Below are 24,368 nucleotides of genomic sequence, written 5' to 3' on the forward strand. Positions count from 1 at the left end.
ACGGCCGAGGGGCCCGCGCAACGCGCGGACCCCTCGGTCGGTTGAACGAGATTACTACTCGACGTCGGCGTCGGCATCGGCCTCGTCTGCGCCGTCACCCTCTTCGAGCACGGGCTCGAGCGAGAGCTTGCCGCGGTCGTCGACCTTGGTGATCTTCACGAGCACCTTCTGGCCAACCGAGAGCACGTCTTCGACGTTCTCAACGCGCTTGCCGCCGACGAGCTTGCGCACCTCGGAGATGTGGAGCAGGCCGTCCTTGCCCGGCAGCAGCGAGACGAACGCGCCGAAGCTCGCGAGCTTGACGACGGTACCGAGGTACTGCTCGCCGACCTCGGGAACCTGCGGGTTCGCGATCGCGTTGATCTGCGCACGGGCGGCCTCGGCTGAGGGGCCGTCGGTCGCGCCGATGAACACGGTGCCGTTGTCTTCGATCGAGATGTCGGCGCCGGTGTCTTCCTGAATCTGGTTGATCACCTTGCCCTTGGGGCCGATGACCTCACCGATCTTGTCGACGGGGATCTGCACCGAGATGATGCGCGGCGCGGTGGCCGCCATCTCGTCGGGCTCCGAGATCACTGCGGTGATTGCCTCGTTGAGGATCTTGATGCGGGCGTCGTGTGCCTGCTGCAGTGCCGCGTCGAGCACCTCCGAGGGGATGCCGTCGAGCTTCGTGTCGAGCTGCAGCGCCGTGATGAACTCCGACGTACCGGCGACCTTGAAGTCCATGTCGCCGAGTGCGTCTTCGGCACCGAGGATGTCGGTGAGTGCCTGGTACTTCATCTCGCCGTCGACCTCGGCCGACACGAGGCCCATGGCGATGCCGGCGACGGGTGCGCGCAGCGGCACGCCCGCATTGAGCAGCGAGAGCGTCGAGGCGCAGACCGAGCCCATCGACGTCGAGCCGTTCGAGCCGAGCGCCTCCGAGACCTGGCGGATCGCGTAGGGGAACTCCTCACGGGTCGGCAGCACGGCGAGCAGCGCCTTCTCGGCGAGGTTTCCGTGGCCGATCTCGCGGCGCTTCGGCGACCCGACGCGACCGGTCTCGCCGGTCGAGTAGGGCGGGAAGTTGTAGTGGTGCATGTAGCGCTTCGAATCGATCGGGCTGAGCGAGTCGATCTGCTGCTCCATCTTGAGCATGTTTAGCGTCGTGACGCCGAGAATCTGCGTCTCGCCGCGCTGGAAGATCGCCGAGCCGTGCACGCGCGGCACAACCTCTACCTCGGCGTCGAGCTGGCGGATGTCGGCGACACCGCGGCCGTCGATGCGCTCGCCGGTCGTCAGCACGCGGCCGCGCACGACGTCCTTCGTTACCGACTTGTAGGCACCCGACACCTGGCCGAGCGCCGACTCCTCGAGCTCGCCAGCCTCGACCTTCGCGGCGACGACCTCGGTGACGCGAGCCTTGAGCTCATCGTCGGCGGTCTGACGCTCGATCTTGTCGGCGATCTGGTAGACGCGGCCGAGCTCGTCCTTTGCCTCGGCCTCGACGATCGCGCGAACCTCTTCGGAGTACGCGGGGAAGGTCGGGTATTCCTTCGTCTGCTTGTTCACCTGGTCGGCAACCGACTGCTGCGCCTTGATGAGCTGCGTGATGAACGGCTTCGATGCCTCGAGGCCACCGGCAACGACCGCCTCGTCGGGCTTGCGCGCGCCAGCCTGGATAAGCTCCCACGCGTGGTCGGGCGCCTGCGCCTCAACCATCATGACGGCGATGTCTTCGCTGCCGTCGGCCTTCGTGATGAGGCGGCCCGCGACCGTCAGCTCGAACGTCGCCTGCAGCTGCTGCGAGTAGGTCGGGAACGCGACCCACTGGCCGTCGATGAGCACGATGCGCACCGCGCCGATGGGGCCCGAGAACGGCACGCCCGAGATCTGCGACGACATCGATGCCGCGTTCACGGCGAGCACGTCATAGGTCTCGTCGGGCGCGATCGAGAGCACCGTCACGACGATCTGCACCTCGTTGCGGAGGCCGTCGACGAACGACGGACGCATCGGGCGGTCGATAAGGCGGCAGGCAAGAATCGCCTCGGTCGAGGGGCGGCCCTCACGGCGGAAGAACGAGCCGGGGATCGCGCCCTTGGCGTACGAGCGCTCCTCGACGTCAACCGTCAGCGGGAAGAAGTCGAAGTGCTCCTTCGGGTGCTTAGAGATGCTCGTGGCGCTGAGCAGCATGGTCTCGTCGTCGAGGTACGCGACGGCCGAACCCTGCGACTGCTGCGCGAGACGACCCGTCTCGAAGCGAATCTTGCGAGTGCCGAACTTTCCGTTATCGATGACGGTTTCGGCGAATTTGATTTCGGGACCCTCCACAGGTCTCCTCCTTTGTGTCGCTCGCACGCACACAACACCTGTCGAGACTCCCTCGGCTGACCATCAGTAGTCGCGATCCGGCTGGGCGCTCGAGGCACGTCCGGCTCGTCACCACCGACAATCAGCAATGCTGAGTCGCGTGCGAATTGGTACGAACTTGCCCAGCCTACCAGCGCCCGCCTGACGGGCGGCTATTTGGCCGCCGCGTCGAGCGCTGCCGTGAGGTCGGCAATGAGGTCTTCGACGGGCTCGATGCCGATCGAGAACCGGAGCAGGCCATCAGTGATTCCTGCGGCCGCCTGCGCCTCGGGGGTCATCGATGCGTGGGTCATCGTCGCGGGGTGTGCGACGAGCGACTCGGTACCACCGAGCGACTCGGCGAGCGAGAACAACTCGACCGCGTCGAGGAAGCTGCGAACGGCAGCCTCACCGCCGGCGAGCTCGATTGAGAACATCGCGCCGAACCCGCTCTGCTGCTTCTTAGCGATCTCGTGGCCGGGGTGGTCGGGCAAGCCCGGGAAGTTGAGCTGCTTGACGGCGGGGTGCGACTTGACGGCCTCGACCACGCGGAGCGTGTTCTCTTGGTGACGCTCGAACCGCACCTCGAGGGTGCGCAGTCCGCGAATCACAAGGTAGGAGTCAGCCGGGCTCGCCGTGAGCCCGAGCACGTTACCCCACCAGTCGAACTGCTCGGCGAGCTCGGCGGTCTTGCCGACCACGGCACCCTGCACGACATCGGAGTGCCCATTGAGGTACTTCGTCACCGAGTGCACGACGACGTCGGCGCCGAGCTCGAAGGGGCGCTGTGCCAGGGGCGTGAGGAACGTGTTGTCGACAACGACGAGCGCGTCGCCCGCGTGCGCCGCGTCTGCGATTGCCTGCACGTCGGTAACGCGAAGGAGGGGGTTCGACGGCGTCTCGAGCCACACGACGCGCGGCTCGAGTTCTGCGATTCGCGCCTTCGCTGCCTCGGTGTCGGTGAAATCGACCGGCTCGAACCGGTAGAGGCCCTTCGCGCCGAGCTGCTCAAAGAGGCGCCAGCTGCCGCCATAACAGTCGTGCGGATACGCGACAACGTCGCCCGGGCGCAGGAGCGCGAGCGTTACGAGGGTGACCGCACCCATACCGGTCGCGACGACGGTCGCGCCCGCACCGCCCTCGAGCTCGGCAATCGCCTCACCGAGGAGGGCCCGCGTCGGGTTCCCCGAGCGGGTGTAGTCGAACTGGCGCGGCTCTCCGAACTTCGCGAACGTGTAGTTCGTCGAGAGGTACACGGGAGGAACGACCGCGCCCTGCGCGGTGTCCGACTCGATACCGGCTCGGGTTGCACGGGTAAGGCTCGAAAACTCGGTCATGATGCTCCTGAAAACGACGACTGCTGGTCGCAACCCTAACTACGCGCCCGAGCCCCGCTCGACGTGGACGACGCATTGCGTCACACGCCAGCGAACGGACCCGACCCCTCCCCCTCGTCGGAGAGCACTCGCGGCGAACCGACGAGCTTCGGATCGGGCTGCACGGCGACCGATCGGTCTTTGCCCGGATACTCGAACTGCGCGAGCACGAATCGCATCGCCTCGAGCCGGGCTCGTTTCTTGTCATTGGACTTGATGACGGTCCAGGGCGACTCGGCCGTGTCGGTGTAGAAGAACATCGCCTCTTTCGCTGCCGTGTACTCGTCCCACTTGTCGAGGGACGCGAGGTCGGTCGGTGAAAGCTTCCACTGCCGCACTGGGTCGTCACGGCGCGCGGCAAAGCGCGCGAGCTGTTCCGCGCGGCCAACCGAGAACCAAAACTTGACGAGGTGAATGCCGCTATTCACGAGCATCCGCTCGAACTCCGGCGCAGACCGGGTGAACTCGAGATACTGCGTTGGTGTGCAGTACCCCATGACGCGTTCAACGCCTGCCCGGTTGTACCAAGAACGGTCGAAGAGCACGATCTCACCTGCGGAGGGAAGATGCTCAACGTAGCGCTGGAAGTACCACTGCGTTGACTCCTTCTCGGTCGGTTTCTCGAGCGCGACCGTCCGCGCGCCACGTGGGTTGAGGTGCTCCATGAACCGCTTAATCGCGCCGCCCTTGCCCGCGGCATCACGCCCCTCGAATAGGATGACGACTTTCTCCCCCGATTCCTTGACCCAGGTCTGCAGCTTGAGCAACTCGATCTGCAGCAGCCGCTTCTGTCGTTCGTAGACCGCGCGCGTGAGCTTGCGACTGTACGGATACCCCTGCTTCCATGCGTCATCGCTGACCAAGTGCTGCTCGGCAAGCTCGGCAAACTCATCGCCCGCGGGTGAGGTCTCTGGCACGCCGGCCCGGTTGAGCCGATACGTGCGCGACTTCGACGACTTGGTTGCTGGCGACGCGGCCTTGCGTGCCTTCTCCTGCGTGGTCTTCGTTGGGTCACTCATGGGGTTTCCTCGGCGTCGTGCGGAGCGAATGGGGAGACGGATTCAGAATACGGGCAGGCGCGCGCCGATGCGCCCGCCGGCCATTGCTGGAAAATCACCTGTGCCCCGTGTCTACACGACACGGGGCACAGGTACACGTGCTTCGGCTACGCCGAGCGGCGCAAGGCTATCGGCGCAGGCCGAGGCGCTCGATGAGCGCACGGTAACGCTCGATGTCGACGTCGGTCAGGTACTTGAGCAGACGACGACGCTGACCCACGAGCAGCAGGAGGCCACGACGCGAGTGGTAGTCGTGCTTGTGCTGCTTGAGGTGCTCGGTGAGCTCGGTGATGCGTGCGCTCAGCAGCGCAACCTGCACCTCGGGGCTCCCGGTGTCGCCCTCGTGCGTGGCGTACTCGGCGATGATCGACTGCTTCTTTTCTGCGTTCAGTGCCATTGGCGTTGAGCCCCTTTCGTTCGCTGCGCGGCGTCACTCGGTGAGTTTGAGTGACTCTCTGGATCCGCGGCCGGTTTCACGGCAACCTGGAAATGTTAGCACGACGGGGCCCTGCGCGGGGGCTACTTTGCGCCGAGCAGGTCAATCACGAAGATCAGCGTGCGCCCCGAGAGCGGGTGTCCCTGGCCAGCCTCGCCGTACGCGAGCGACGGCGGCACGGTGAGCTTCCGTCGGCCGCCGACCTTCATGCCCGGAATGCCGAGCTGCCAGCCCTTCACGAGCATGGCGAGGGGGAACTCGATCGACTGGCCGCGCGACCACGACGAGTCGAACTCGTCACCCGACTCGTAGTCGACGCCGAGGTAGTGCACCTCAACGGTTCCGCCGGCCTGCGCCTCTGCACCGTCGCCGACGACGATGTCTTCAATCTCGAGCTCGGTGGGAGCCGGGCCTTCAGGGAATTCGATTTCGGGCTTGCTGAGTTCAGTCATGCCTTCGATCGAACCATATCTTGCAGGTCTTTTCTGTCACGGCGAGTCACGGCGAGCAGCGTCTTTTCGATCGAGCGACGATGCGGGTCGCGCTTGTCGATCGACGCGTGCTCGCGCGCGAACGCGAGTTTGGTCGCATCCTCGACAAAGTTCTTCATCGCCCGACCCTGCTCGGGCGACTGCTGCCGCGCCCAGTGAATTGCCTTCTTGCGAAGCTCCCAGTTCGTGATCATTTCGACCTCTGATGAGGTGAACCACCCCGCGCGTCGGTACTCGTCAAGCCGGTTTCGGATCACCTGTCGGTCGCGATGCTGCAGCTGCATCAGCAGCCAGCCGAACACGAGGAAGAGCGGGAGCTGGAACACTCCGTACGAGATGATCCACGCGAACGGGTTCGATGTGTCGACGCCGATGAGTGGCAGCAGGTAGATGCTCGCGCCGTTCCAGAACGCGTGCAGACCAACCGCCATGATCAACCCGGCCACGCCCGCGACCGCGAACTGCAACACGCTGCGCTGCTGTGCCGCCCATCCCAGGGCGAGCCCGATGACGCCCGTGAACATCACGTGCGCAAAGGGCGAGAGAATTCCCCGCACAACGAGCAGCCAGACGAAGTCGAGGCCCGTCGAGCCCGACGAGGCGAAGTACACGATGTTTTCGGTGAACGCGAACCCTGCACCGATGACAGCGGCATAGACGAAACCGTCGAGCGGGCCGTTAACCTCCCGCCACGCGATGATGAGCAGCACGGCGACACCGATCCCCTTCACGAGCTCTTCGACGAGGGGCCCCTGCAAGAGAATCGACCACGCGGCGAGCCCGACCGAGTCACGCGCGTACGTGCTCGTCACCTCGAGCAGGAAGTTGCCAACCGTGAGGGTGCCGAGAATCGAGGCGCCGGCGCCGTACACGAAGCACAGAATGAGCAGGATGGGCGGCTCGGGTTCCCAGCGGTCGAGGAAATGCACCGCGACGATGACGATGGTGAGTGGGATGAGCGCCGGAATCGCCATCACGATCGCCGAGAGTTGCCAGTTGACGAGGAGCCAGCCGACGGCGATCAGGCCGAGCGTGAGCACGATCGACAGCACGAGCATCCAGACGAATGGACCCCGGCGGTCACGCGGGAGCCGCAGTGGCACTTTGGTCGTTCCGCCAGCGGCCGCGGGGAGGTCTTTCGTAGGCATCCGCCCAGCGTAGTTGCTCCCCCGCCGGGTAGATTGAAGAACATGAAGCGTGCCATGTTTGTCGTCGGAGCTGCCCTCGGATTCGTGCTCGGCGCCCGCGCCGGTCGCGGTCGCTACGAGCAGATCAAGTCGACTGCGCAGACGGTCGCCGACTCCCCCGCCGCGAAGAACACCGTCGGCGCCGCACAGCAGGGACTCGACGTCGCGGTCGACGCGCTCCACCGAGCGACGGGCCGGGTGACCGAGACGTCGCGCGAGATCCCGGCGCGCATTGTGCACACCACGGAGTCGCTCCGCAGCGAGATCAACTCTCGCGCCGAGTCACTGCGCCAGGAGATCACCGAGGCGAACGAGCGCACGCGACAGCGCCAGGCCGAGACGGTGCTGAGCGCTGGCGATCTGCGCGACGGTGCCCTCGACGACCTCGGCGATAACGACGACGACGCCATGCTCGATGAGCATGGCGCCGACGATCGCAACCTGAACGAGTAATCGCCCTAGTTCGCGGGCTCCTGAATGTGGCCCGCGAGCTGCTTCGGGTCGAGCGAATCGATGCGGCGCTCCTGCTCCGCGATCTCCTCGGCCGTGAGCGAGCCGACGCTGGTCGGCTCGGGGAACTTGCCCGCGAGCGCCTCGGGCTGCAGCAGCTGGGTGACCCGCTCACGGTCGAGCAGCCCCTCGGCAACGACGAGGTCGGCGACGTTCTCGTGGCTCGCGAGCGCCTGCTTCGCGATCTTCGAGGCGGCGGCGTAGCCGATCACGGGGTTGAGCGCGGTGATGAGGCCGACCGACGCGGCCACCTGCGCCTCGGTCTTGTCTGCGTTGGCGGTGATTCCCGCGATGCAGTTGACCCGGAGTGTGCGCATCGCGCGGCGCAGCCACGTCGAGTTCTGCATGATCGTGTGCATCATGACCGGTTCGAATGCGTTGAGCTGCAGCTGGCCCGCCTCGGAGGCGAACGCGACGGTGACGTCGGAGCCCGCGATGACGAACGCGACCTGGCTCACGGCTTCGGGGATCACGGGGTTGACCTTGCCCGGCATGATCGACGAGCCCGCCTGGCGTGCGGGCAGGTTGATCTCGCCGAGACCGGCCTGCGGGCCCGACGACAGTAGACGCAGGTCGTTACAGATCTTCGAGAGCTTCATCGCGGCACGCTTCATGACACTCGAGAGCGACATGAACACGCCCGTGTCGCTCGTCGCCTCGATGAGGTCGGTCGCGGTCACGAGGTTGTCGTACCCGGTGATCTCGCGCAAGTGGTTCATGATCGTCGCCGGGTATTCGGCGGGCGCGTTGATCCGCGTGCCGATCGCGGTCGCGCCGAGGTTGAGCTCGAGCAGCAGCGGCTCGACGTCCTTCAGGCGCTGGATGTCCTCGCCGACGGTGGTCGCGAAGCCGTGGAACTCCTGGCCGAGGGTCATCGGCACGGCGTCCTGCATCTGCGTGCGCCCGACCTTGAGGATGCTCTTGAACTCGAACGCCTTCTTCATGATCGAGTCTTGCAGCAGCTCGTATTCGGCGATGAGGTTCTGCGTCGCGTGCACGAGGCCGAGTTTGACCGCCGACGGGTACGTGTCGTTGGTCGACTGCGAGGCGTTGACGTGGTCGTTCGGCGAGATGTACTCGTAATCGCCAAACGCGCGGCCCGCGAGCTCAAGCGCGCGGTTCGCGATGACCTCGTTGACGTTCATGTTCGAGCTCGTGCCCGCGCCGCCCTGAATCACGCCGACGATGAACTGGTCGTGCAGCTTGCCGTCGATGACGTCCTGGCAGGCGCGGTCGATGAGCTCTGCGCGCTCGGCATCGAGCACGCCGATGTCTCGGTTCGCGCGCGCGGCCGCCTGCTTCACCTGCGCAAAGGCGACGAGGAAGTCGGGATACACGCTGATCTGTCGCCGGGCAATGTCGAAGTTCTCGACCGCGCGGGCGGTGTTCACGCCCCAGTAGGCGTCGGCGGGAATCTGGATCTCGCCGATCGAGTCGCGTTCGATGCGGAACTGGTCAGACGTTGACAATGTGCACTCACCTTCGTTGCGTTGTGGCTCCGATGCCTTCGGCTACAAGCATAGGGTGAAGGGCATTCGTTTTAGCAACCCTGTCGGACAACTTGCCCTCTGACCAAAGTTCTCGGTGCAAAAACGCCCGTCAGTTACGCATCGCTCCCCTGCTGGAAGGCCCGCAGGCGTTCAAGCAGCATGTTCACAATCGCCTCGACCTGGATGCTGTCGCTCGCGGTCTCGCCCTCGTCGCTTCCTTCGAGCGCACGCGCCGCGAGGCCCTGCTTCGCGTCGATGAGCTCGGCGACGTGCGCGTCGACCGTCTGCGAGGCGATGATGCGCCACGCGGTGACCGGGATCTCCTGGCCGATGCGGTGCACTCGGTCGATGGCCTGCGTCTGCTCGGCCGCGGTCCAGCTCAGCTCGGCGAGCACCACGTCGCTTGCGACCTGCAGGTTGATGCCGACGCCCGCGGCCATGAGCGAGCACACGATGACGCCAACCTCGGGGTCGTGCTGGAACGCATCGATCGCCCGGTCGCGCTGCGCCGTGGTTTGATCGCCGCGAATGTGCACTGTCTTGATGCCCTCGGCCGCGAACACCTCTTCGGCCCGGTCCATCGCTTCGATGTGCTTCGCGAAGAACACGACCTTGCCGGCCGAGTGCGCGAGCTGCGCCGTGTATTCGGCGGCGAGGCGCGACTTCGCGATACCGATGCGGTGGAGCATCGAGAAGATCGAGTCGCCGGCGCTCGAGGCCTTCGATTCCTCGACTTCCTGCCTGGCGAGCAGGCGAATTCGCTCCTCGTCGATCGTCGTGGCCGGCAGCTGCGCGGCCGTAAGCATCCGGGCGTAGCGGGCGAGCAAGCGGTCGATGAGCAACCGCTCGGCGCGGCGAATCGACGCGCCCTCTTCGGTGTCGAGCTCGACGGGCATATCGACGATGCGCTTCGAGGGCATCGACTTCGCGACGTCGACCTTGCGGCGACGCACGATGCCGAGGTCGATCACCGCACGACGGGCTGCTGCGGCGAAGCCCGGGTCGCTCGGCACGAGCCCGGTCTCGTCGAGCGCGTCGAGCAGCACCGGTGTCGGCTTGCCGTCTTTGAGCCAGCCGAGGAACTGCCAGATCGTGCGGAAGTCGTCGACGTCGTTGATGAGTGGCGTACCGGTGAGCGCCATCAAGAGCGGGTCGTGGCCGCGCACCCGGTCTCGCACGAGATCCGCGAGCTGCAGAACGAGCCGCGAACGCTGCGAGGTGGGGTTCTTGATGAAGTGCGCCTCGTCGACAACGATGCCGCGCAGGCCGATGCGCTGCAGCCATCCGATGTGCCGGTCGAGAATCTCGTAGTTGACGATGAACACGTCGCTGAACGCATCGATGTCGTCACCATCGCCGCTGATGATCGTCGCGCGTCGGGTCGGCGTCCACTGCTTCACCTCGTGCGCCCAGTTCGTCTTCACGACGTTCGGCACGACGCACAGGAGCGGATACGCGTCTGCCACCGATGCGGAAAGTACAGCCTGAGCAGTCTTCCCGAGGCCGGGCTCGTCGGCCAGCAGGATCGAGCGCTGGCCAAGGCGCACCGCCTCGATGAGCTGCGCCTGGTGCGGCATGAGTTCGAGCGACGATGGCGAAACGCGGTCGAACCGCGGCGCGTCGGGCAGCTCCATCGAGGCGATGCCGCCGCCGGCGCCGGTCGCAAATGCCTTGAGCAGTGGGCCAGTGAGCTCCCAGTTTCGCAGCTGGCTGTAGTGCTGGCCCGCCGGGCGCAGGTTCGCGAGGTTGGGCGATAGGAACGGGTTCGAGCGCACACGCGCCTTCACGCTCGTCGGCAGCACCTGCCGCTCGCGGATGTTCTCGGGCAGCAACACCTGCTGCGTCGGCTGCTCGGGCACGACCTCCCGGTCGACCACCATCTCGACGCCGCCGGCGAAGAGCATCTGCTTGCGCAGGTCGCGCGCCTGCTGCGTCGTTGGCGCATCGGCCTTGAGCAGCTGCATCAGCGACGTGTCGTACACGGCCGTCTTCGCGAGAATCGCGCCGAGGCCCTCGAGCCGCTTCAGCGACTCGGCCCGCTCCCCCGCCGAAATGCTCTGATCCTCCTTGAGCCGAGCCCGCTCCTCACGCATGAGGAGCCCAACCACCTGAAACTTCGTGCGCATAGACGGCGACATGCTGCCGCGCTTCGCGGCCGATTCAACCTCGCGTGCCGCCTTCGCGAGCTGCGGAATCACGCCCGTGTTGTCGGCCTTCGAGCGGCGACGACGGCTTGCCTGGGCATTCATGTGCGTGTGCGACTTCGGCGACATGCGCCTCCTTCAACAGGTGGAACTCCGAGCGACAATGGTCGACTCAAAGGTGACTTCAGAACGTCGGGGGCCGGGCGACGGAACATGCAGAGATCCGAATACGCGGGGCGTCGCGACCAGCTTACCCGAATCGCGCCCGCGCGACCCAGAGTCCAACTGACGGAGTGCCATAATTACCCGTGTGACGCCCAACCCACCCGAGCAGCCCGCCGCATCCGGACCCTACTCGCGCCCCGCAGCGCGCACGACGGGTGATTGGAGCGCGCATGTCGCGACCTCGATCGATCGGCTGGCCGACCTGCTCGAGGGACTAAACGAGGCGGAGTGGGAGGCGCCGAGCCTCTGCGAGGGCTGGCGGGTGCGCGACGTTGCCGGTCACGTGATTTGGCGACTCGGCGGCACGACGAGCGACATGGTCGGCTCGGGGTTCGCGACGCTCGCGCGCAAGGGCTTCAACTTCAATCGTGTCGTCGCTGACCTCGCACGCGAGCAGGCCGCGGCACCCACCGAGGTGCTCGTTGAGCAGTTGCGCGCAATCGCGACGAGCAAGCTCGCTGGCGATACTCGCGTCGGCATCATCGAACTCACCGAGGCGGTCGTCCACGCCTACGACGTCACCGAAGCGCTCGGGGTTCCGCTGCGCCTCAGCCCGCGGTCAACCGGTTCGGTCGCGCTCGCGCGCACAAAGATGCCGCTCGGCGGCAAGTCGGTGCGCATCGTGAAGCGGCGCGCACTTCGGGCGACGGATGCGCGCTGGCAGATCGGCACGGGCGAACCGCTCGATGCAACAGCGGGCCAAATCATCATGCACCTGTTCGGCCGACGCAGCCTGCCCGAGCACTGACGTCCCTTCGTCGCCGCGTTCCTAGATCATGTTCCAGGAGAGCATTGACTTCGCCGCGGCCCGTAGCTGGGCTTCGGGAAGCACGAGGCTATGCTCAACCGGGTCCAGCCGTCCCCAGCGCAGATGAAGTGTGACATCTCCGTCGACGAGGTCATGATCGAGGCCGAAGCCCAATGCAGCACGGTGACGGTATCGGTTCTCGGGCGTACCGTCCTCCCGATACAGGCGGGAGATCTTGGTCGTGCTGACCCAAACATCACGGGGGCGATGGATCGCAGATCCACATCGACAACGCGTCCTCATCGCCGATCTGCCTGGGCACGCGAGGAGGTCGCCGCTCAATGCGGCGCGACCCATCGCCTTCGGCCACTGCCCCGAAAAGGAACTCCACTCCGACAGGGGTCACCGAGAACGACGTACAGCGAAGCACCACACCCGGGCCCTCGGCCTTGAGATCCGGCACGTCCCGAACGAACGCGGGTAGCGTGGGTGACTCAAGATTGATCCAGGCGTGGATGTCCATGTCGAGATTCCGGGAATCGTCGCTCGTCATGTCGACCTCCCAAATTGGCCCAATTCCCGGCGCGCGGATCCGACGAACCGATCGATGATCTCGACTGATCGCTGCGAACCGCCAGTGTCAACATGCACCCGCAGCCGATCTAAGTGGCCGAGATCTGGCAGGGGCGCAGCGATTCGAAAGTTCGACTTGGTGCAGCCATGATGAGTTTGATTCCATCCTCCCCGTGCTTCGAAGAGCGAAACCTCAGGGCTTGACAACCAGATGGCGACCTCCACTTCAGCCGGAGCGGAATCTCGGCCATGACGAAACGGCCGCTCTACGCACTCGAGCACGACACCCGGCGCGAGGATCGCGTGGACCTCCGCGTGGAGATACGACTCGTCGATCGAAAAGGGACCGATCGAGATTGCCGCACGAGAATCACTCAGCACCAACGGGTACACGCCTGCAACAGGAACCGGCAGAAATGCGGAACTTTGATTCATGCCGACATTTCTACTTCAACAGCCCATACACCTGACGAAAAACGAGTCTGGATAGAGAAGCGATTGCCCGATCATCTCCCCAGTTTCCACCCAGCGGCCACCGAGGTCAGCGGTCCTACTCCGCGGCGAGGAGCTCTCGCGTACGCTCCACATCGAGATGCAGCTCGGCGACGAGGGCGGGCAGCGAGTCGAATCGCTCCATCGAACGGATGAAGTCGACGAGCTCGAGCGAAACGGTCTTGCCGTAGAGGTCAAAGCTCCGGTCGAGCACGTACGCCTCGATCTGCTTCTGCGGCACCCCCTCGAACGTCGGATTGTTCCCGACCGAGATCGCCGCGGGCAGCCGCTCGCCGTCGACGAGCATCCATCCCGCGTACACACCATCGGCCGGAACGTATCCCTCGACCGTTTCGGGGCCAAGATTCGCCGTCGGGAAGCCGAGCTCGCGCCCCCGTTTCGCGCCGTGCACGACCTCGCCGCGAATGACGTGGTGCCGGTCGAGCGCGGCGGTGACGGCGCGAACATTTCCGTGGTCGAGCAGCATCCGGATGCGCGAGGACGAGGCGCGGTGGTCCGTGCCGTCGGAGGTCTCGGGCACGACGACGGTGTCGAACCCGTCTCGCGCTCCTCGTGTGCGAAGGAACTCGACGTCGCCCGCACCGCGATGCCCGAAGCGGAAGTCACTCCCGAGCACGATCGCTTCCATACCGAGTTCGTCAACGAGGAAGTCAACAAACTGCTCCGGAGTGAGCTGCGAGAACTCGCGGGTGAACTGCACGACCACGACCGCGTCGATGCCGACTTCCTCGAGGAGTTCCTCTTTCTGCACGAGCGACACGAGCGGACGCGGCGCTCGCTCTGGCGCAAACAGCACCGCGGGATGCCGATCAAAGGTGACGACGACGGTCGAGCGACCCGACGCACTCGCGAGCTCACGAGCCCGGTCGATGAGCGCCCGGTGACCGCAGTGCACGCCGTCAAACTTTCCGATCGTGACGACTGACGGCCTCAACTCCTCGGGAAGCGAGTCGTGATTCGAGAGCACGATCATGCCGTCACCTCGCTCGGCGCACGGAGCCTCGACTGACGCAGCTGCGTTTCAAGGTACGAGAATCCGACGAGAGGGAGCACGAGAGGAATATACAGGTATCCGCGTCCGAACCCACTCCAGACCGTCGCGGCGGGAAACAGCTCGGGGTCGAGTCCCGAGAGCACTCCGACACCAATGACCCCGGCAAACTCGAAGGTCAGCGCGATCCAAGCGATCAGGCGCCACACGCCCCCGCGGTGCGCGAGCGCGAGGGCCACGCCCGCGACGAGATACACGACGGCGGCGACCGCGCTCAGCGTGTACGCAAGCGGTGCCGCGTCAAACTCGCTGATGATCTGGTAGGTGCTCCGTCCGGTAGCGGCGAGAAACAGCACGACGTAAATGGCGACGAGAAATCGTGAGGCGCCCATTAGGCACCCCCGATGATCGATGCGGCGCCGACCCAGATCTGTTGCATCCGAATGACCATGACGGCGATGGCGAAGGCGGCGACCGCGAGCACGGCGTTCGACCACCGCACGCGTTCGATGATCGACCACACGATCGCCAGTGGCGGAATCAGCAGGGCGGCAATGAGATACATCCAGAACTCGAGGGCGTCGCCACGCACCGGATTGCCCGCCGCGGGAGCGATGAGCACCATGACCAGCTGCACCAGCAGGAGTACTTCGAGCAGTGCGACGGAACCAACCGTCAGGTCGTTCGGCTTGTGATCGCGAAATGCGGCCACGAGGCAGATGATGCCCCCCACGATGCCTATCCCGAGTTGTGCCCAGGCGTACCACTCGATCATGCGTCACCCTGCCGTTGCGGCATGTTCATGAGGATCTTCGTGACCCCATCTCGCACCTCGAAGAGGCCAACGAGTGTGCCACTGGTATCGATCGCCGCGATCGGGCCAACCAGTTCGGCAACCTCATCGGGGGCCTCGATCTTCCGACCGTTCCGGAGTGCCGCCGCGACCTCCTCCGAAGCTTCGTAGACGGCGAACTGGCGCGTGGCGACTTCCCCCGGCGACCGCAAGAACGACGCGAGGTCTGGGTCGGCGACGTCAGCAGCATCGTCGACCGAGTAGGGCCCGACTTCGAGCCGCCGTAGTGCCGAGAGGTGCGCACCGACGCCGAGTTCTTCGCCGAGATCGCGGGCGATGGCCCGCACGTACGTCCCAGAGGAGCAGGCGACGCGGAGTCGCACCTCGAGCGAGGCGGTCGCCCCTGCTTCAGCGTCTCCCCGATGAAACTCCGTTCCGAGCACCCGCAGCTCCGTGATCGTCACGGGTCGTGGTGCAAGCTGCACGTCTTCGCCGTCGCGGACTCTGCGATAGCTTCGCACGCCGTCGACCTTGATCGCACTGACGGCGCTCGGCACCTGGTTGATCGCGCCTCGCTGCGTCGCGAGCGCGGCCTCGAGCCGGTCGTAGGTGATCGCGCGAAGCGCGGATTCGTCGGCGACGCACTTGACCTCGCCCTCGGCATCCTCGGTGGTCGTGGTGCTGCCGAATCGCACCGTCGCTTCATAGACCTTGTCTTCACCGACGAGATACGTAAGCAGGCGGGTCGCGTCACCGACCCCGACGAGCATGAGCCCGGTCGCCATCGGGTCGAGTGTGCCCGCGTGGCCGACTTTTCGGGTGCCGAGCGCTCGCCGGGTGCGGGATACGAGATCGTGACTCGTGATACCGGCCGGCTTGTCGAGGAGCAGCAGCCCGTGCGGGCCATCGGTGCGAGGAGACATCCGCACAATTCTATGCCGCCGGCTGGCTAGGCTGGGACGATGCGTGTCTCGGTGATCGGAATCGGCGCGGTGGGCGGCGCGATTGCCGCCCTCCTCGACCGTGCCGGGCATTCGGTGCACGCGGTCGCCCGTGGACACACTCTTGCGGCAGTGCGCGAACACGGACTCCGTCTTGTTGGCGCCGCCGGGGAACACACCTCCCGAGTTTCGGTTGGACCTCGGGTCGACGACGAGGCCGAGGTCGTGCTGCTCGCCGTCCGAACGTTCCAGACCGAGCGCGCGCTCGAGGAACACGCCGACGCGATTGGCGATCGCCCGGTCATCGTGACGCAAAACGGCGTCCGCGGTCCGGAACGTGCCGCCAAAGCGCTCGGCCGCGATGCCGGCGTCTTCGGGCTGCTCACGACGTTTCCCGCGAGTGGGCTCGGGCCGGGGCGCGTTCGCCTTACCGGTCTCGGCAGCATGACGATCGCCCCAGTGCTCGCGGCGGATGCTCCGGCGGCGACCAGACTCGCGCACGTCCTCAACGCCGCACTGCCGACGCGGCCCGCAGACAATCTGCCCGGGCTGCTGTGGACGAAGCTGCTCCTCAACGAGGTCAATCCGCTCCCGGCCATTACCGGTTCGAGCGTGCAGTACACCGCGACCCATCCACTACTGTCGCCGATTCTCGCGCGGGCGCTCGAGGAGACCGTCGCGGTGATCGATGCGCAGCGCATCCGCCCCGCGCCCGTCGGCCGGCTCCATCCGGCGCACGTCACCGCGGTGCGTGAGGGGCGCGCGCTCGATATCGTTCGTGGTCGCCTCGGCCGCATGTTCGGGGTGTTTCCGAATCCCGCCTCAACCCTGCAGTCGATCCGACGCGGCGAACCGACCGAAATCGATGATCTGAGCGGCGAGGTCGTGCGCGTCGGTCACGACTTCGGTATTGCGACGCCGGTGAACGCCGCGCTCGTCAGCCTCGTCGAGCACGTCACGGCAACGCGTCGGTTTCTTCCCGCAGCCGAGTTAGCACGGGTGGTTGCGAGCGTGACGGGATGAGCCGTCACCAGCTATCAGAGCTCGTCGAGCGCGTCATCGACTGGTACGACCGCAACGCTCGCGAGTTTCCATGGCGGGAAACGAACTGCTCGCCCTGGGGGATCCTCGTGAGCGAGATCATGAGCCAGCAGACCCAGATGTCGCGGGTGCTGCCCAAGTGGCTCGAGTTTCTCGAGCGCTGGCCGACGCCAGCGGACTTCGCCGATGCGTCTGACGCCGACGCCATTCGAGCGTGGGATCGGCTCGGGTATCCGCGCCGTGCGATCCAGCTGCGTCGATGCGCGCAGGCAATCGTCGACGAGTGGGGCGGCGACGTGCCGCGGCACCGAGAAGACCTCCTCGCCCTACCAGGCATCGGCCCGTACACCTCAGCGGCGGTCGCCGCGTTTGCATTCGGCGAGGTCGTGCCCGTTGTGGATACCAACGTGCGGCGCGTGCTCGCGCGCACGCAACACGGCGACGAGTTCGCGTGGGCGCCGAATCACCGGCGAGACGACGCCGAGATGCTCGCGCTGCTGCCAGAGGATGAGGCCGCCGCGGCGAGCTGGAACGCCGGCGCCATGGAGCTTGGCGCGGTGATCTGCACCGCGCGTCGACCCGCGTGTGACGACTGCCCCGTGTCGGACCTGTGCGAGTGGAACCTCGCGGGGCGACCGCCCGGCGAGGCGCCACGCCGCCCGCAGCCGAAGTTCGAAGGCTCGGATCGGCAGGTGCGGGGGCGAATCATGGCCCTCCTCCGCGACGCAGAGGAGGGCGTTGCGCTCGACGAGATCGTCGCCGGTATCGGCGCGATCGATGCCGAGCCACGCGCCCGTGCGCTCCGGCTCGTCGACGACCTCGTGAGCGACGGCCTCGCAATGGCCGACGGCGAATTACGGCGGCTCCCCCACTAACGCCGCGCGGTTGTACCGACTGCGGAAACGGCCGTTCGCCCCGTGAAGCGGCAACCACCTGGGTTCCCGCAGCACGGGGCGAACTGCGCGGTTTTGGAGTTAGTCCTCCTCGCGGTACGGGTTCGACTCGCCGGCGAAGCCCTTGCCATCGCGTTCCGCGGCAAGCCGCGCATCCTCTTCCCGCGCCCGCTCGAGCAGGTCGTCAATGCGACCCGCGGTGTCGGGCAACGCGTCGAGCACGAACTCGAGCGAGGGCGTGAGCCGGACATTAAGGTTCCGGCCGACCTCGGAGCGCAGCATGCCGGTCGCGCTCTTCAGCGCTGCGCCGGTCTCGACACGCTCTTCTTCACTGCCGTAAACGGTGTAGAAGACGGTCGCGTGCTGGAGGTCGCCGGTCACTCGCACGTCGGTGATCGTGACGAACCCGAGCCGGGGGTCTTTGACCCCCCGCTCGAGCGCCTGCGCCACGAGCACCTTGATGCGGTCAGCGAGGCGAGCCGCGCGCGGGTTCTCAGCCACGGGGCTTCTCCACCATCTCGGTCGTCTCGATCTCGTCGCCGACCTGGATGTCGTTGAACTTACCGAGGCCGATACCGCACTCGTAGCCGTCGCGAACCTCGGTCACGTCGTCCTTGAACCGGCGCAGCGACTCGATCGCGAGGCCATCGGCCACGACAACACCCTCGCGGATGATGCGGGCCTTGGCGTTGCGCGTGATCGTGCCCGACTGCACGAGGCAGCCGGCGATGTTGCCGAACTTCGAGGAGCGGAAGATCTCGCGGATCTCCGCGACACCCGACTGGACTTCCTCGTATTCCGGCTCGAGCATGCCGGTGAGCGAACGCTCGACCGACTCGATCGCGTCGTAGATGACCGAGTAGAAGCGGATGTCGACGCCCTCGCGCAGGGCGGCCTGGCGGGCCTTCATGTCGGGTCGGACGTTGAAGCCGATGATCACCGCGTTGTCGATGGTCGCGAGGTTCACGTCGGACTCGCTGATCGCACCCACGCCACGGTGGATGATGCGCAGCTGCACCGAGTCGTCGACCTCGATCTTGAGGAGCGAGTCCTCGAGCGCCTCGACGGCACCCGAAACGTCACCCTTGATGATGAGGTTGAGCGACTGCACCTTGCCCTCTTCGAGCGCGCGGGTGAAGTCTTCGAGCGACATGCGCTTGCGAGCCTTCGCGAGCTGCGCGTTGCGTTCGACCGCCTCGCGCTTCTCGGCGATCTGCCGGGCCGTACGGTCGTCCTCGGTAACGAGGAACGTGTCGCCAGCGCGCGGCACCGAGCTGAGCCCCTGCACCTGCACGGGGCGCGACGGCTCTGCCGCCTCGACGCTTTCGCCGTTCTCGTCGAGCATCGCGCGAACGCGACCGTAGGCCGTGCCAGCAACGATCGAGTCGCCGACGCGCAGCGTTCCCGACTGGATCAGCACGGTGGCGACCGCACCGCGGCCCTTGTCGAGCTTCGCTTCGATCGCGGTACCGCGAGCGTCCTTGTTGGGGTTTGCCCGCAGGTCGAGCTCGGCGTCGGCGGTGAGCAGCACGGCGTCGATAACGTCGCGCACACCGTCGCCGGTCTTCGCCGACACGTTGACGAACATCGTGTCGCCGCCGTACTCCTCGGCAACAAGGTCGTACTCCGTGAGCTGCGCCCGCACCTTGTCGGGGTTCGCGCCCTCGGCGTCAATCTTGTTCACCGCGACGACGATCGGCACATCGGCCGCCTTCGCGTGGTTCAGCGCCTCAATCGTCTGCGGCATGATGCCGTCGTCAGCCGCAACCACGAGGATCGCAACGTCGGTGACGTTTGCACCGCGGGCACGCATTGCCGTGAAGGCCTCGTGACCCGGGGTGTCGATGAACGTAATGGCGCGTTCGACGCCGTCGTGTTCACCGGTGACCTGGTAGGCGCCAATGTGCTGCGTGATGCCGCCGGCCTCGCCGCCCTGCACATTGCTGCGACGAATCGCATCGAGCAGTCGGGTCTTACCGTGGTCGACGTGGCCCATGACGGTGACGACGGGAGGACGAACCTCGAGCTCGTCATCGGTCTCGGCCTCTTCTTCACCCTCGAGGTCGATGTCGAAGGCCTCGAGCAGCTCTCGGTCTTCGTCCTCGGGCGAAACGATCTCAATCTTGTAGCCAAGCTCGCCACCGAGGATCTCGAAGGTCGCCTCGTCGAGCGACTCCGTCGCCGTCGCCATCTCACCGAGGTGGAACAGTACGGTCACGAGGTCGCCGGGCGACGCATCAATCTTGTCGGCAAAGTCCGAGATCGAGGCACCACGACGCAGCCGGATGCGCGTCTCGCCATCACCGCGGGGAACCTTCACGCCGCCAATCGACGGCGCCTCCCGCATCTCAAATTCTGCCCGCTTCGTCCGCTTCGACTTGCGCGCCTTCGACTTGCCGCCACCGCGACCGAAGGCACCTGCCGTGCCACCGCGACCGCGGCCACCGGGGCCAGGACGACCGCCGCCACCGGCGGGACGCGGACCGCCAAAGCCGCCGCCGGGACGACCACCGCCACCGGCGCCGCCACCGCGACCGCGACCGCCGCCAGCGCCGCCACCGGCGTGCTGCGGACGCTCACCCGGAAGCACCCGGGGCTGACCGGGACGCGCGGGGCCCGCGGGCCCACGGCCTCCGACCGAGCCGGGCTTCGGCGCACCGGGGCGAGGACCGCCAGGACGCGGCGAGCCGCCCTTCGGGCTGAAGGGGTTGTTGCCCGGGCGCGGGCGCGCGCCCATCCCCTGCGACGAGGCGTAGGGGTTGTTCCCGGGCCGAGGTCCGCGGGGACGCGGGATGTTGTTGCCATCAGCGCCGCCGGGCTTCGGCGCGCCGGGCTTCGGTGCGGCAGCGCCGGGCTTGGCGCCCGGTCGTGCCTGCTGTGCCTGGTCACCCGAATCCTGCTGGTTCGGTGCAGGGGTCGGCGTCGGCGTAACCGCCGAGCGGGCAGCCGGCTTGGCCGCCGGGGCCTCGGTCGACTTTGCAGCCGGCTTCGCCGCGGGCTTCGCCGCCGCGCCGGGCTTCGGCCCAGGGGTCGAGGGACGAGCCGCGGGGCGGGCAGCGCCGGGCTTCGGGGCGTTCGAGCCCGAGGCAGGCTTGGGTGCGCCGGGCTTCGGCGCAGAGCCCTTCGACTCCGACGCTGCCGGTGCTGCAGACTCAGCGGAGCCACCGGCCTCGGCGCGACGCTTCAGTTCGTCGCGCAGTCGGCGAGCCACCGGGGGCTCGACGCTCGACGAGGCGGTCTTAACGAACTCGCCCATCTCTTGCAGGGTCGCGAGTGCGACCTTGGATTCGACGCCCATCTCGGCGGCGATCTCATGTACGCGTGGTTTTGCCACAGTTCTCCTCATCAGGGGGTCTACCCCCCGAGTGGGAGCAGACCAATTAGCGGTTGTGCCTCATCGCGAGCCACTCATGATTGGTCCATAGTCCGATCAACAACCTTTGCTGGTAGTTCTTCTAGGTACGCACGAAGCTCGGTTTCATCCAGCTCCCCGACCCGCAGCGCGCGTCGGAACTGCTTGCGGTCGAGGGCGTTCTGCACGCATCCGACCTGCGGATGCAGCCACGCGCCCCTGCCGGGAAGTGCACGATTCCGGTCGACCCGGAGCCGCGCATCCACCACGACAACTCTGATGAGTTGTTCTTGTGGGGCACGCACACGACAACCGATGCACGTTCGCACTGAGTTCATAGTACTCCCCCGCGACCAGACTCGCTGGCGCGACTCGACGTCGACGCTACGATTCGTCCGGGTCTTCCATCACGCTGTCGGGCTGAATGTCGATGCGGGCGCCAGTGAGTCGCGCGGCAAGTCGGGCGTTCTGCCCCTCCTTGCCGATCGCGAGCGAGAGTTGGAAGTCGGGCACGAGCACGCGCACCGCCTTGGTCTTCGGGTCAAGCACGAACGAGCTCGACACCTTCGCGGGACTCAGGGCGTTCGCCACGAACTCCGCGAGGTTGTTCGAATAGTCGACAATGTCGATCTTCTCGTCGTCGAGCTCGTTCGTGACGGCGCGCACGCGGGCGCCGAGCGGGCCAATGCAGGCGCCCTTTGCGTTGAACCCGGGCTCGGTCGCGCGCACCGCGACCTTCGACCGGTGCCCGGCCTCGCGCGCGACCGCGACGATGTCGACCATGCCGTTCGCAATCTCGGGCACCTCGTTCGCGAAGAGCTTGCGCACGAGTTGCGGGTGCGTGCGCGAGACCGTGATGCGCGCGCTGCGGGTGCCGCGCCCAACGCGCTCGACGCGCTCGACCTTCGTGACAAACACACGAATGCGACGGCCGTGTCGGTAATCCTCGCCCGGTACCTGCTCCTCCGGCGGCAATACCGCCTCGACGCCGGGGGCGATCTCGATGCGAACCATCTTCGGGTCTTCGCCCTGCTGAATCACGCCGTTCACGATGTCGCCCTCGCGCCCACGGAACTCCCCGAGCACCTTGTCGGTGTCGATGTTCCGCATCCGCTGCGTGATGACCTGCTTGGCTGCCGAAGCCGCGATGCGACCGAAGTCCTCGGCCGGCAAAAGCGCCTCGCCGATGACCTCACCCTCGTCGTCGAACTGCGGCTCGACGATCGTGACCTCGCCCGTCTGCCGGTCGAGGTTGACGCGCGCGCCCTCGGGAGGCGTCGGCTGGCCGGCCTCGGCCGTCGTGTGCTTGACGTAGGCCGCGAAGATCGCCTGCTCGAGAATCTCGACGAGCTCGTCGAAGGGAATCTCCCGCTCTCGCTCAAGCATGCGCAGCACTGCAGGATCGATCTTCATGGGGTCTCCTCCGTATTCAAATGTCTCACGGCGCTCGCGCGCCGGAAGCGACTATCCTACCGCACGGCGAGCGACGAGCGTCGCGACGGCGTCGTCGAGCGACACCTGTTCGCGCTCGTTCGTGCGACGGTTCCACAGCTCGACAATGCCGTCAGCTGCGGTCTTTCCGGCGATGAGAATCCACGGCACACCAATCAGCTCGGCGTCGCCGAACTTCACGCCGGGCGACTCCTTCGGACGATCGTCGAAGAGCACCTCAAGCCCGTGCGCCTCAGCATCGAGCGCGAGACGCTCCGCCACCTGCAGCGGCACCTCGCCCTTGCCGGTCGCGATCACGTGCACGTCGAAGGGAGCGATCGACTCCGGCCAAATGAGCCCGCGGTCATCGTGGTTTTGTTCTGCGATGAGAGCGAGGTTTCGCGTCACGCCGATGCCGTACGACCCCATCGTCACGACGACCTGCTTGCCGTTCGGGTCGAGCACCTTCGCACCGATCGCTTCGGCGTACTTGCGGCCAAGCTGGAAGACATGCCCGATCTCGGTGCCACGCTCCGCAGTGATCGGACCGGCGCCGTTCGGAGCGGGGTCGCCGTCACGCACCTCGGCGGCTTCCACCCGACCATCGGCCGTGAAATCACGGCCGTACACGAGGTGGCGCACGTGCTGTTCGAACTCGTTCGCGCCCGTTACCCAGGTCGACCCGTCGCCGATTCGGGTGTCGAGGTAGTACGGAATGCCCGTGGTCGATTCCTCACCGAGGAACTGGGCACCGTTTTTCCATGGCCCGATGTAGCCGCGAATCAGCTCGGGATGCCCAGCCATGTCGGCCTCGGTCGCTGCCTCGACCTCGCGCGGCGAGAATGCCACCTCAAGCCGCTTCATGTCGACATCGCGGTCGCCCTGCAGGCCGACGATTGCGAGCTCGCGGTTGCCCTCGTGGTCGACGAGTGCGACGACCAGATTCTTTAGCGTCTGGTCGCCCGTGATGCCTTCTTGCTCGCAAATCGCCGCGATTGTGCCGGCGTTCGGGGTCGCGAAGACCTCGACCGCCGGGTCGCTCGACGCATCCCGTGCCGGAGCCGGAGTTGCGGTATAGGCTTCGACGTTCGCCGCGTAGCTCCCGTCGGCGGTACGCACGAAGGTGTCCTCGCCGACCTCGGTCGGGTGCAAGAACTCCTCCGACTTCGAACCGCCCATCGCGCCCGAGTCGGCCGCGACGATGACGTAGTCGAGGCCGAGTCGCGAGAAGATGCGCTCATACGCGTCGCGCTGCGACTGGTAGCTCGCGTCGAGACCCTCGTCGTTCCAGTCGAACGAGTAGGCGTCCTTCATCGTGAACTCACGGCCGCGCAGGATTCCGGCGCGAGGCCTCGCCTCGTCGCGATACTTGTCCTGAATCTGATACAGCATGACCGGGAGGTCCTTGTACGACGAGAAGAGGTCCTTCACCGCGAAGGTGAATGCCTCCTCGTGTGTCGGGGCAAGCACCATCTCGGCGTCCTTGCGATCGCGGAGGTGGAACATCCCATCGCCATAGTCGTCGACGCGGCCGGTCGTCTCGTAGAACTCCTGTGGGAGCAGCGCGGGGAACAGCATCTCCTGAGCGCCAGCCCGATTCTGCTCTTCCCGAACGATCTGTTCGACGCGACGACGCACCCGCAAGCCGAGCGGGAGCCACGCAAAAATACCGGGGGCCTGGCGGCGGATATACCCCGCACGAACGAGCAGGCGGTGGCTCGCGACTTCGGCGTCGGCAGGGTTATCGCGCAGCGTGCGAAGGAAGTAGTTCGACAGACGTTGAATCACGTCGGCCATCGTACCCCGGCACCCGACCGCCGCCGTCTTCGCAGACCGCGCTGGTG

The 24,368-nt window shown here is 66.3% G+C and carries 22 protein-coding genes; 4 read left to right on the forward strand and 18 right to left on the reverse strand.

Annotated features, from left to right (window positions below):
* Positions 1-54 precede the first annotated feature (54 nt).
* The 6 genes from G328_RS0102120 to G328_RS13770 all read right to left on the reverse strand — a co-directional run bounded on the left by G328_RS0102120 (position 55) and on the right by G328_RS13770 (position 6,840).
* On the reverse strand, positions 55-2,313 hold the full coding sequence (locus tag G328_RS0102120; protein ID WP_019617696.1) for a polyribonucleotide nucleotidyltransferase: 2,259 nt from the start codon (positions 2,311-2,313) through the stop codon (positions 55-57).
* Between the two features lie 191 nt (positions 2,314-2,504).
* Positions 2,505-3,668 carry a cystathionine gamma-synthase gene (metB, locus tag G328_RS0102125; RefSeq protein WP_019617697.1) on the reverse strand — a complete coding sequence of 388 codons (1,164 nt, stop codon included), beginning with the start codon at positions 3,666-3,668 and terminating at the stop codon, positions 2,505-2,507.
* An 80-nt stretch (positions 3,669-3,748) separates the two neighbouring features.
* Positions 3,749-4,726 carry a polyphosphate kinase 2 gene (gene ppk2, locus G328_RS0102130; RefSeq protein ID WP_019617698.1) on the reverse strand — a complete coding sequence of 326 codons (978 nt, stop codon included), beginning with the start codon at positions 4,724-4,726 and terminating at the stop codon, positions 3,749-3,751.
* 166 nt (positions 4,727-4,892) lie between these two features.
* On the reverse strand, positions 4,893-5,162 hold the full coding sequence (rpsO, locus tag G328_RS0102135; RefSeq protein ID WP_019617699.1) for a 30S ribosomal protein S15: 270 nt from the start codon (positions 5,160-5,162) through the stop codon (positions 4,893-4,895).
* Between the two features lie 122 nt (positions 5,163-5,284).
* Positions 5,285-5,653: an FKBP-type peptidyl-prolyl cis-trans isomerase gene (locus G328_RS0102140; protein WP_019617700.1), complete on the reverse strand. Its 369-nt coding sequence runs from the start codon at positions 5,651-5,653 to the stop codon at positions 5,285-5,287.
* Positions 5,650-6,840, reverse strand: a complete 1,191-nt coding sequence (locus G328_RS13770) for a PrsW family intramembrane metalloprotease (RefSeq protein ID WP_083919503.1) — start codon at positions 6,838-6,840, stop codon at positions 5,650-5,652. Before G328_RS13770 ends, G328_RS0102140 begins: the two co-directional genes overlap by 4 nt.
* A 42-nt stretch (positions 6,841-6,882) precedes the next feature.
* Here G328_RS13770 and G328_RS15605 point away from each other — a divergent pair, with 42 nt between their 5' ends.
* Positions 6,883-7,332: a hypothetical protein gene (locus G328_RS15605; RefSeq protein WP_154651501.1), complete on the forward strand. Its 450-nt coding sequence runs from the start codon at positions 6,883-6,885 to the stop codon at positions 7,330-7,332.
* Between the two features lie 5 nt (positions 7,333-7,337).
* Here G328_RS15605 and G328_RS0102155 read toward each other — a convergent pair whose 3' ends face one another.
* Both G328_RS0102155 and G328_RS0102160 read right to left on the reverse strand, forming a co-directional pair.
* The gene (locus tag G328_RS0102155) at positions 7,338-8,858 is read right to left on the reverse strand and encodes an aspartate ammonia-lyase (protein ID WP_019617703.1); all 1,521 of its coding nucleotides are present in this window, start codon (positions 8,856-8,858) and stop codon (positions 7,338-7,340) included.
* A gap of 134 nt (positions 8,859-8,992) precedes the next feature.
* Positions 8,993-11,152, reverse strand: coding sequence for a DEAD/DEAH box helicase (locus tag G328_RS0102160; RefSeq protein ID WP_019617704.1), 2,160 nt, complete (start codon positions 11,150-11,152; stop codon positions 8,993-8,995).
* A gap of 181 nt (positions 11,153-11,333) precedes the next feature.
* Between G328_RS0102160 and G328_RS15610 the strand changes: the two genes are divergently transcribed.
* Positions 11,334-11,996, forward strand: a complete 663-nt coding sequence (locus G328_RS15610) for a maleylpyruvate isomerase family mycothiol-dependent enzyme (protein WP_019617705.1) — start codon at positions 11,334-11,336, stop codon at positions 11,994-11,996.
* A 256-nt stretch (positions 11,997-12,252) separates the two neighbouring features.
* On the opposite strand, the gene G328_RS0102170 is transcribed toward G328_RS15610, so the two are convergent.
* The 5 genes from G328_RS0102170 to truB form a co-directional block, all read right to left on the reverse strand.
* Positions 12,253-12,549, reverse strand: coding sequence for a hypothetical protein (locus G328_RS0102170; protein WP_019617706.1), 297 nt, complete (start codon positions 12,547-12,549; stop codon positions 12,253-12,255).
* A 570-nt stretch (positions 12,550-13,119) separates the two neighbouring features.
* Positions 13,120-14,055 (reverse strand): bifunctional riboflavin kinase/FAD synthetase, encoded by a 936-nt coding sequence (locus tag G328_RS0102175; RefSeq protein ID WP_019617707.1) that lies wholly within the window; start codon positions 14,053-14,055, stop codon positions 13,120-13,122.
* Positions 14,052-14,465 carry a hypothetical protein gene (locus G328_RS0102180; protein WP_019617708.1) on the reverse strand — a complete coding sequence of 138 codons (414 nt, stop codon included), beginning with the start codon at positions 14,463-14,465 and terminating at the stop codon, positions 14,052-14,054. Before G328_RS0102180 ends, G328_RS0102175 begins: the two co-directional genes overlap by 4 nt.
* Entirely contained in the window at positions 14,465-14,785 is a 321-nt protein-coding gene (locus G328_RS0102185) for a hypothetical protein (protein ID WP_235619836.1), read from the reverse strand. The genes G328_RS0102180 and G328_RS0102185 overlap by 1 nt, the downstream gene beginning before the upstream one ends.
* Positions 14,786-14,844: 59 nt before the next feature.
* Complete coding sequence (truB, locus tag G328_RS0102190) at positions 14,845-15,789, reverse strand: tRNA pseudouridine(55) synthase TruB (protein WP_019617710.1); 945 nt, start codon at positions 15,787-15,789, stop codon at positions 14,845-14,847.
* A 39-nt stretch (positions 15,790-15,828) separates the two neighbouring features.
* Here truB and G328_RS13785 point away from each other — a divergent pair, with 39 nt between their 5' ends.
* Together G328_RS13785 and G328_RS0102200 are read left to right on the forward strand one after the other, a co-directional pair.
* Positions 15,829-16,830 (forward strand): ketopantoate reductase family protein, encoded by a 1,002-nt coding sequence (locus tag G328_RS13785; RefSeq protein WP_019617711.1) that lies wholly within the window; start codon positions 15,829-15,831, stop codon positions 16,828-16,830.
* Positions 16,827-17,723 (forward strand): HhH-GPD family protein, encoded by an 897-nt coding sequence (locus tag G328_RS0102200; RefSeq protein ID WP_019617712.1) that lies wholly within the window; start codon positions 16,827-16,829, stop codon positions 17,721-17,723. The genes G328_RS13785 and G328_RS0102200 overlap by 4 nt, the downstream gene beginning before the upstream one ends.
* Positions 17,724-17,822: 99 nt before the next feature.
* Here the strand turns inward: G328_RS0102200 and rbfA are convergent, their stop codons facing one another.
* The 5 genes from rbfA to G328_RS0102220 form a co-directional block, all read right to left on the reverse strand.
* Positions 17,823-18,242, reverse strand: a complete 420-nt coding sequence (gene rbfA / locus G328_RS0102205; RefSeq protein WP_019617713.1) for a 30S ribosome-binding factor RbfA — start codon at positions 18,240-18,242, stop codon at positions 17,823-17,825.
* Complete coding sequence (gene infB, locus G328_RS0102210) at positions 18,235-21,075, reverse strand: translation initiation factor IF-2 (protein WP_026339593.1); 2,841 nt, start codon at positions 21,073-21,075, stop codon at positions 18,235-18,237. Before infB ends, rbfA begins: the two co-directional genes overlap by 8 nt.
* 74 nt (positions 21,076-21,149) lie before the next feature.
* Entirely contained in the window at positions 21,150-21,431 is a 282-nt protein-coding gene (locus G328_RS16080) for a YlxR family protein (protein ID WP_083919505.1), read from the reverse strand.
* A gap of 46 nt (positions 21,432-21,477) precedes the next feature.
* Positions 21,478-22,506, reverse strand: coding sequence for a transcription termination factor NusA (nusA, locus tag G328_RS0102215; RefSeq protein ID WP_019617715.1), 1,029 nt, complete (start codon positions 22,504-22,506; stop codon positions 21,478-21,480).
* A 51-nt stretch (positions 22,507-22,557) separates the two neighbouring features.
* A complete protein-coding gene (locus tag G328_RS0102220; RefSeq protein ID WP_019617716.1) occupies positions 22,558-24,321 on the reverse strand; it encodes a proline--tRNA ligase in 1,764 nt (587 codons plus the stop codon).
* Between the last annotated feature and the right edge of the window lie 47 nt (positions 24,322-24,368).

The sequence above is a fragment of the [Zimmermannella] faecalis ATCC 13722 genome (assembly GCF_000381765.1).
Taxonomy (GTDB): Bacteria; Actinomycetota; Actinomycetes; order Actinomycetales; family Microbacteriaceae; genus Gulosibacter; species Gulosibacter faecalis.

Coding starts and splice junctions, on each gene's coding strand:
- G328_RS0102220 (WP_019617716.1), bottom strand. CDS start 24,321: ATGGCCGACGTGATTCAACGTCTGTCGAACTACTTCCTTCGCACGCTG.
- G328_RS0102200 (WP_019617712.1), top strand. CDS start 16,827: ATGAGCCGTCACCAGCTATCAGAGCTCGTCGAGCGCGTCATCGACTGG.
- G328_RS15605 (WP_154651501.1), top strand. CDS start 6,883: ATGAAGCGTGCCATGTTTGTCGTCGGAGCTGCCCTCGGATTCGTGCTC.
- ppk2 (WP_019617698.1), bottom strand. CDS start 4,726: ATGAGTGACCCAACGAAGACCACGCAGGAGAAGGCACGCAAGGCCGCG.
- rpsO (WP_019617699.1), bottom strand. CDS start 5,162: ATGGCACTGAACGCAGAAAAGAAGCAGTCGATCATCGCCGAGTACGCC.
- metB (WP_019617697.1), bottom strand. CDS start 3,668: ATGACCGAGTTTTCGAGCCTTACCCGTGCAACCCGAGCCGGTATCGAG.
- G328_RS0102140 (WP_019617700.1), bottom strand. CDS start 5,653: ATGACTGAACTCAGCAAGCCCGAAATCGAATTCCCTGAAGGCCCGGCT.
- G328_RS0102180 (WP_019617708.1), bottom strand. CDS start 14,465: ATGGGCGCCTCACGATTTCTCGTCGCCATTTACGTCGTGCTGTTTCTC.
- G328_RS0102170 (WP_019617706.1), bottom strand. CDS start 12,549: ATGACGAGCGACGATTCCCGGAATCTCGACATGGACATCCACGCCTGG.
- G328_RS0102175 (WP_019617707.1), bottom strand. CDS start 14,055: ATGATCGTGCTCTCGAATCACGACTCGCTTCCCGAGGAGTTGAGGCCG.
- nusA (WP_019617715.1), bottom strand. CDS start 22,506: ATGAAGATCGATCCTGCAGTGCTGCGCATGCTTGAGCGAGAGCGGGAG.
- G328_RS13770 (WP_083919503.1), bottom strand. CDS start 6,840: ATGCCTACGAAAGACCTCCCCGCGGCCGCTGGCGGAACGACCAAAGTG.
- G328_RS0102160 (WP_019617704.1), bottom strand. CDS start 11,152: ATGTCGCCGAAGTCGCACACGCACATGAATGCCCAGGCAAGCCGTCGT.
- G328_RS13785 (WP_019617711.1), top strand. CDS start 15,829: ATGCGTGTCTCGGTGATCGGAATCGGCGCGGTGGGCGGCGCGATTGCC.
- G328_RS16080 (WP_083919505.1), bottom strand. CDS start 21,431: ATGAACTCAGTGCGAACGTGCATCGGTTGTCGTGTGCGTGCCCCACAA.
- truB (WP_019617710.1), bottom strand. CDS start 15,789: ATGTCTCCTCGCACCGATGGCCCGCACGGGCTGCTGCTCCTCGACAAG.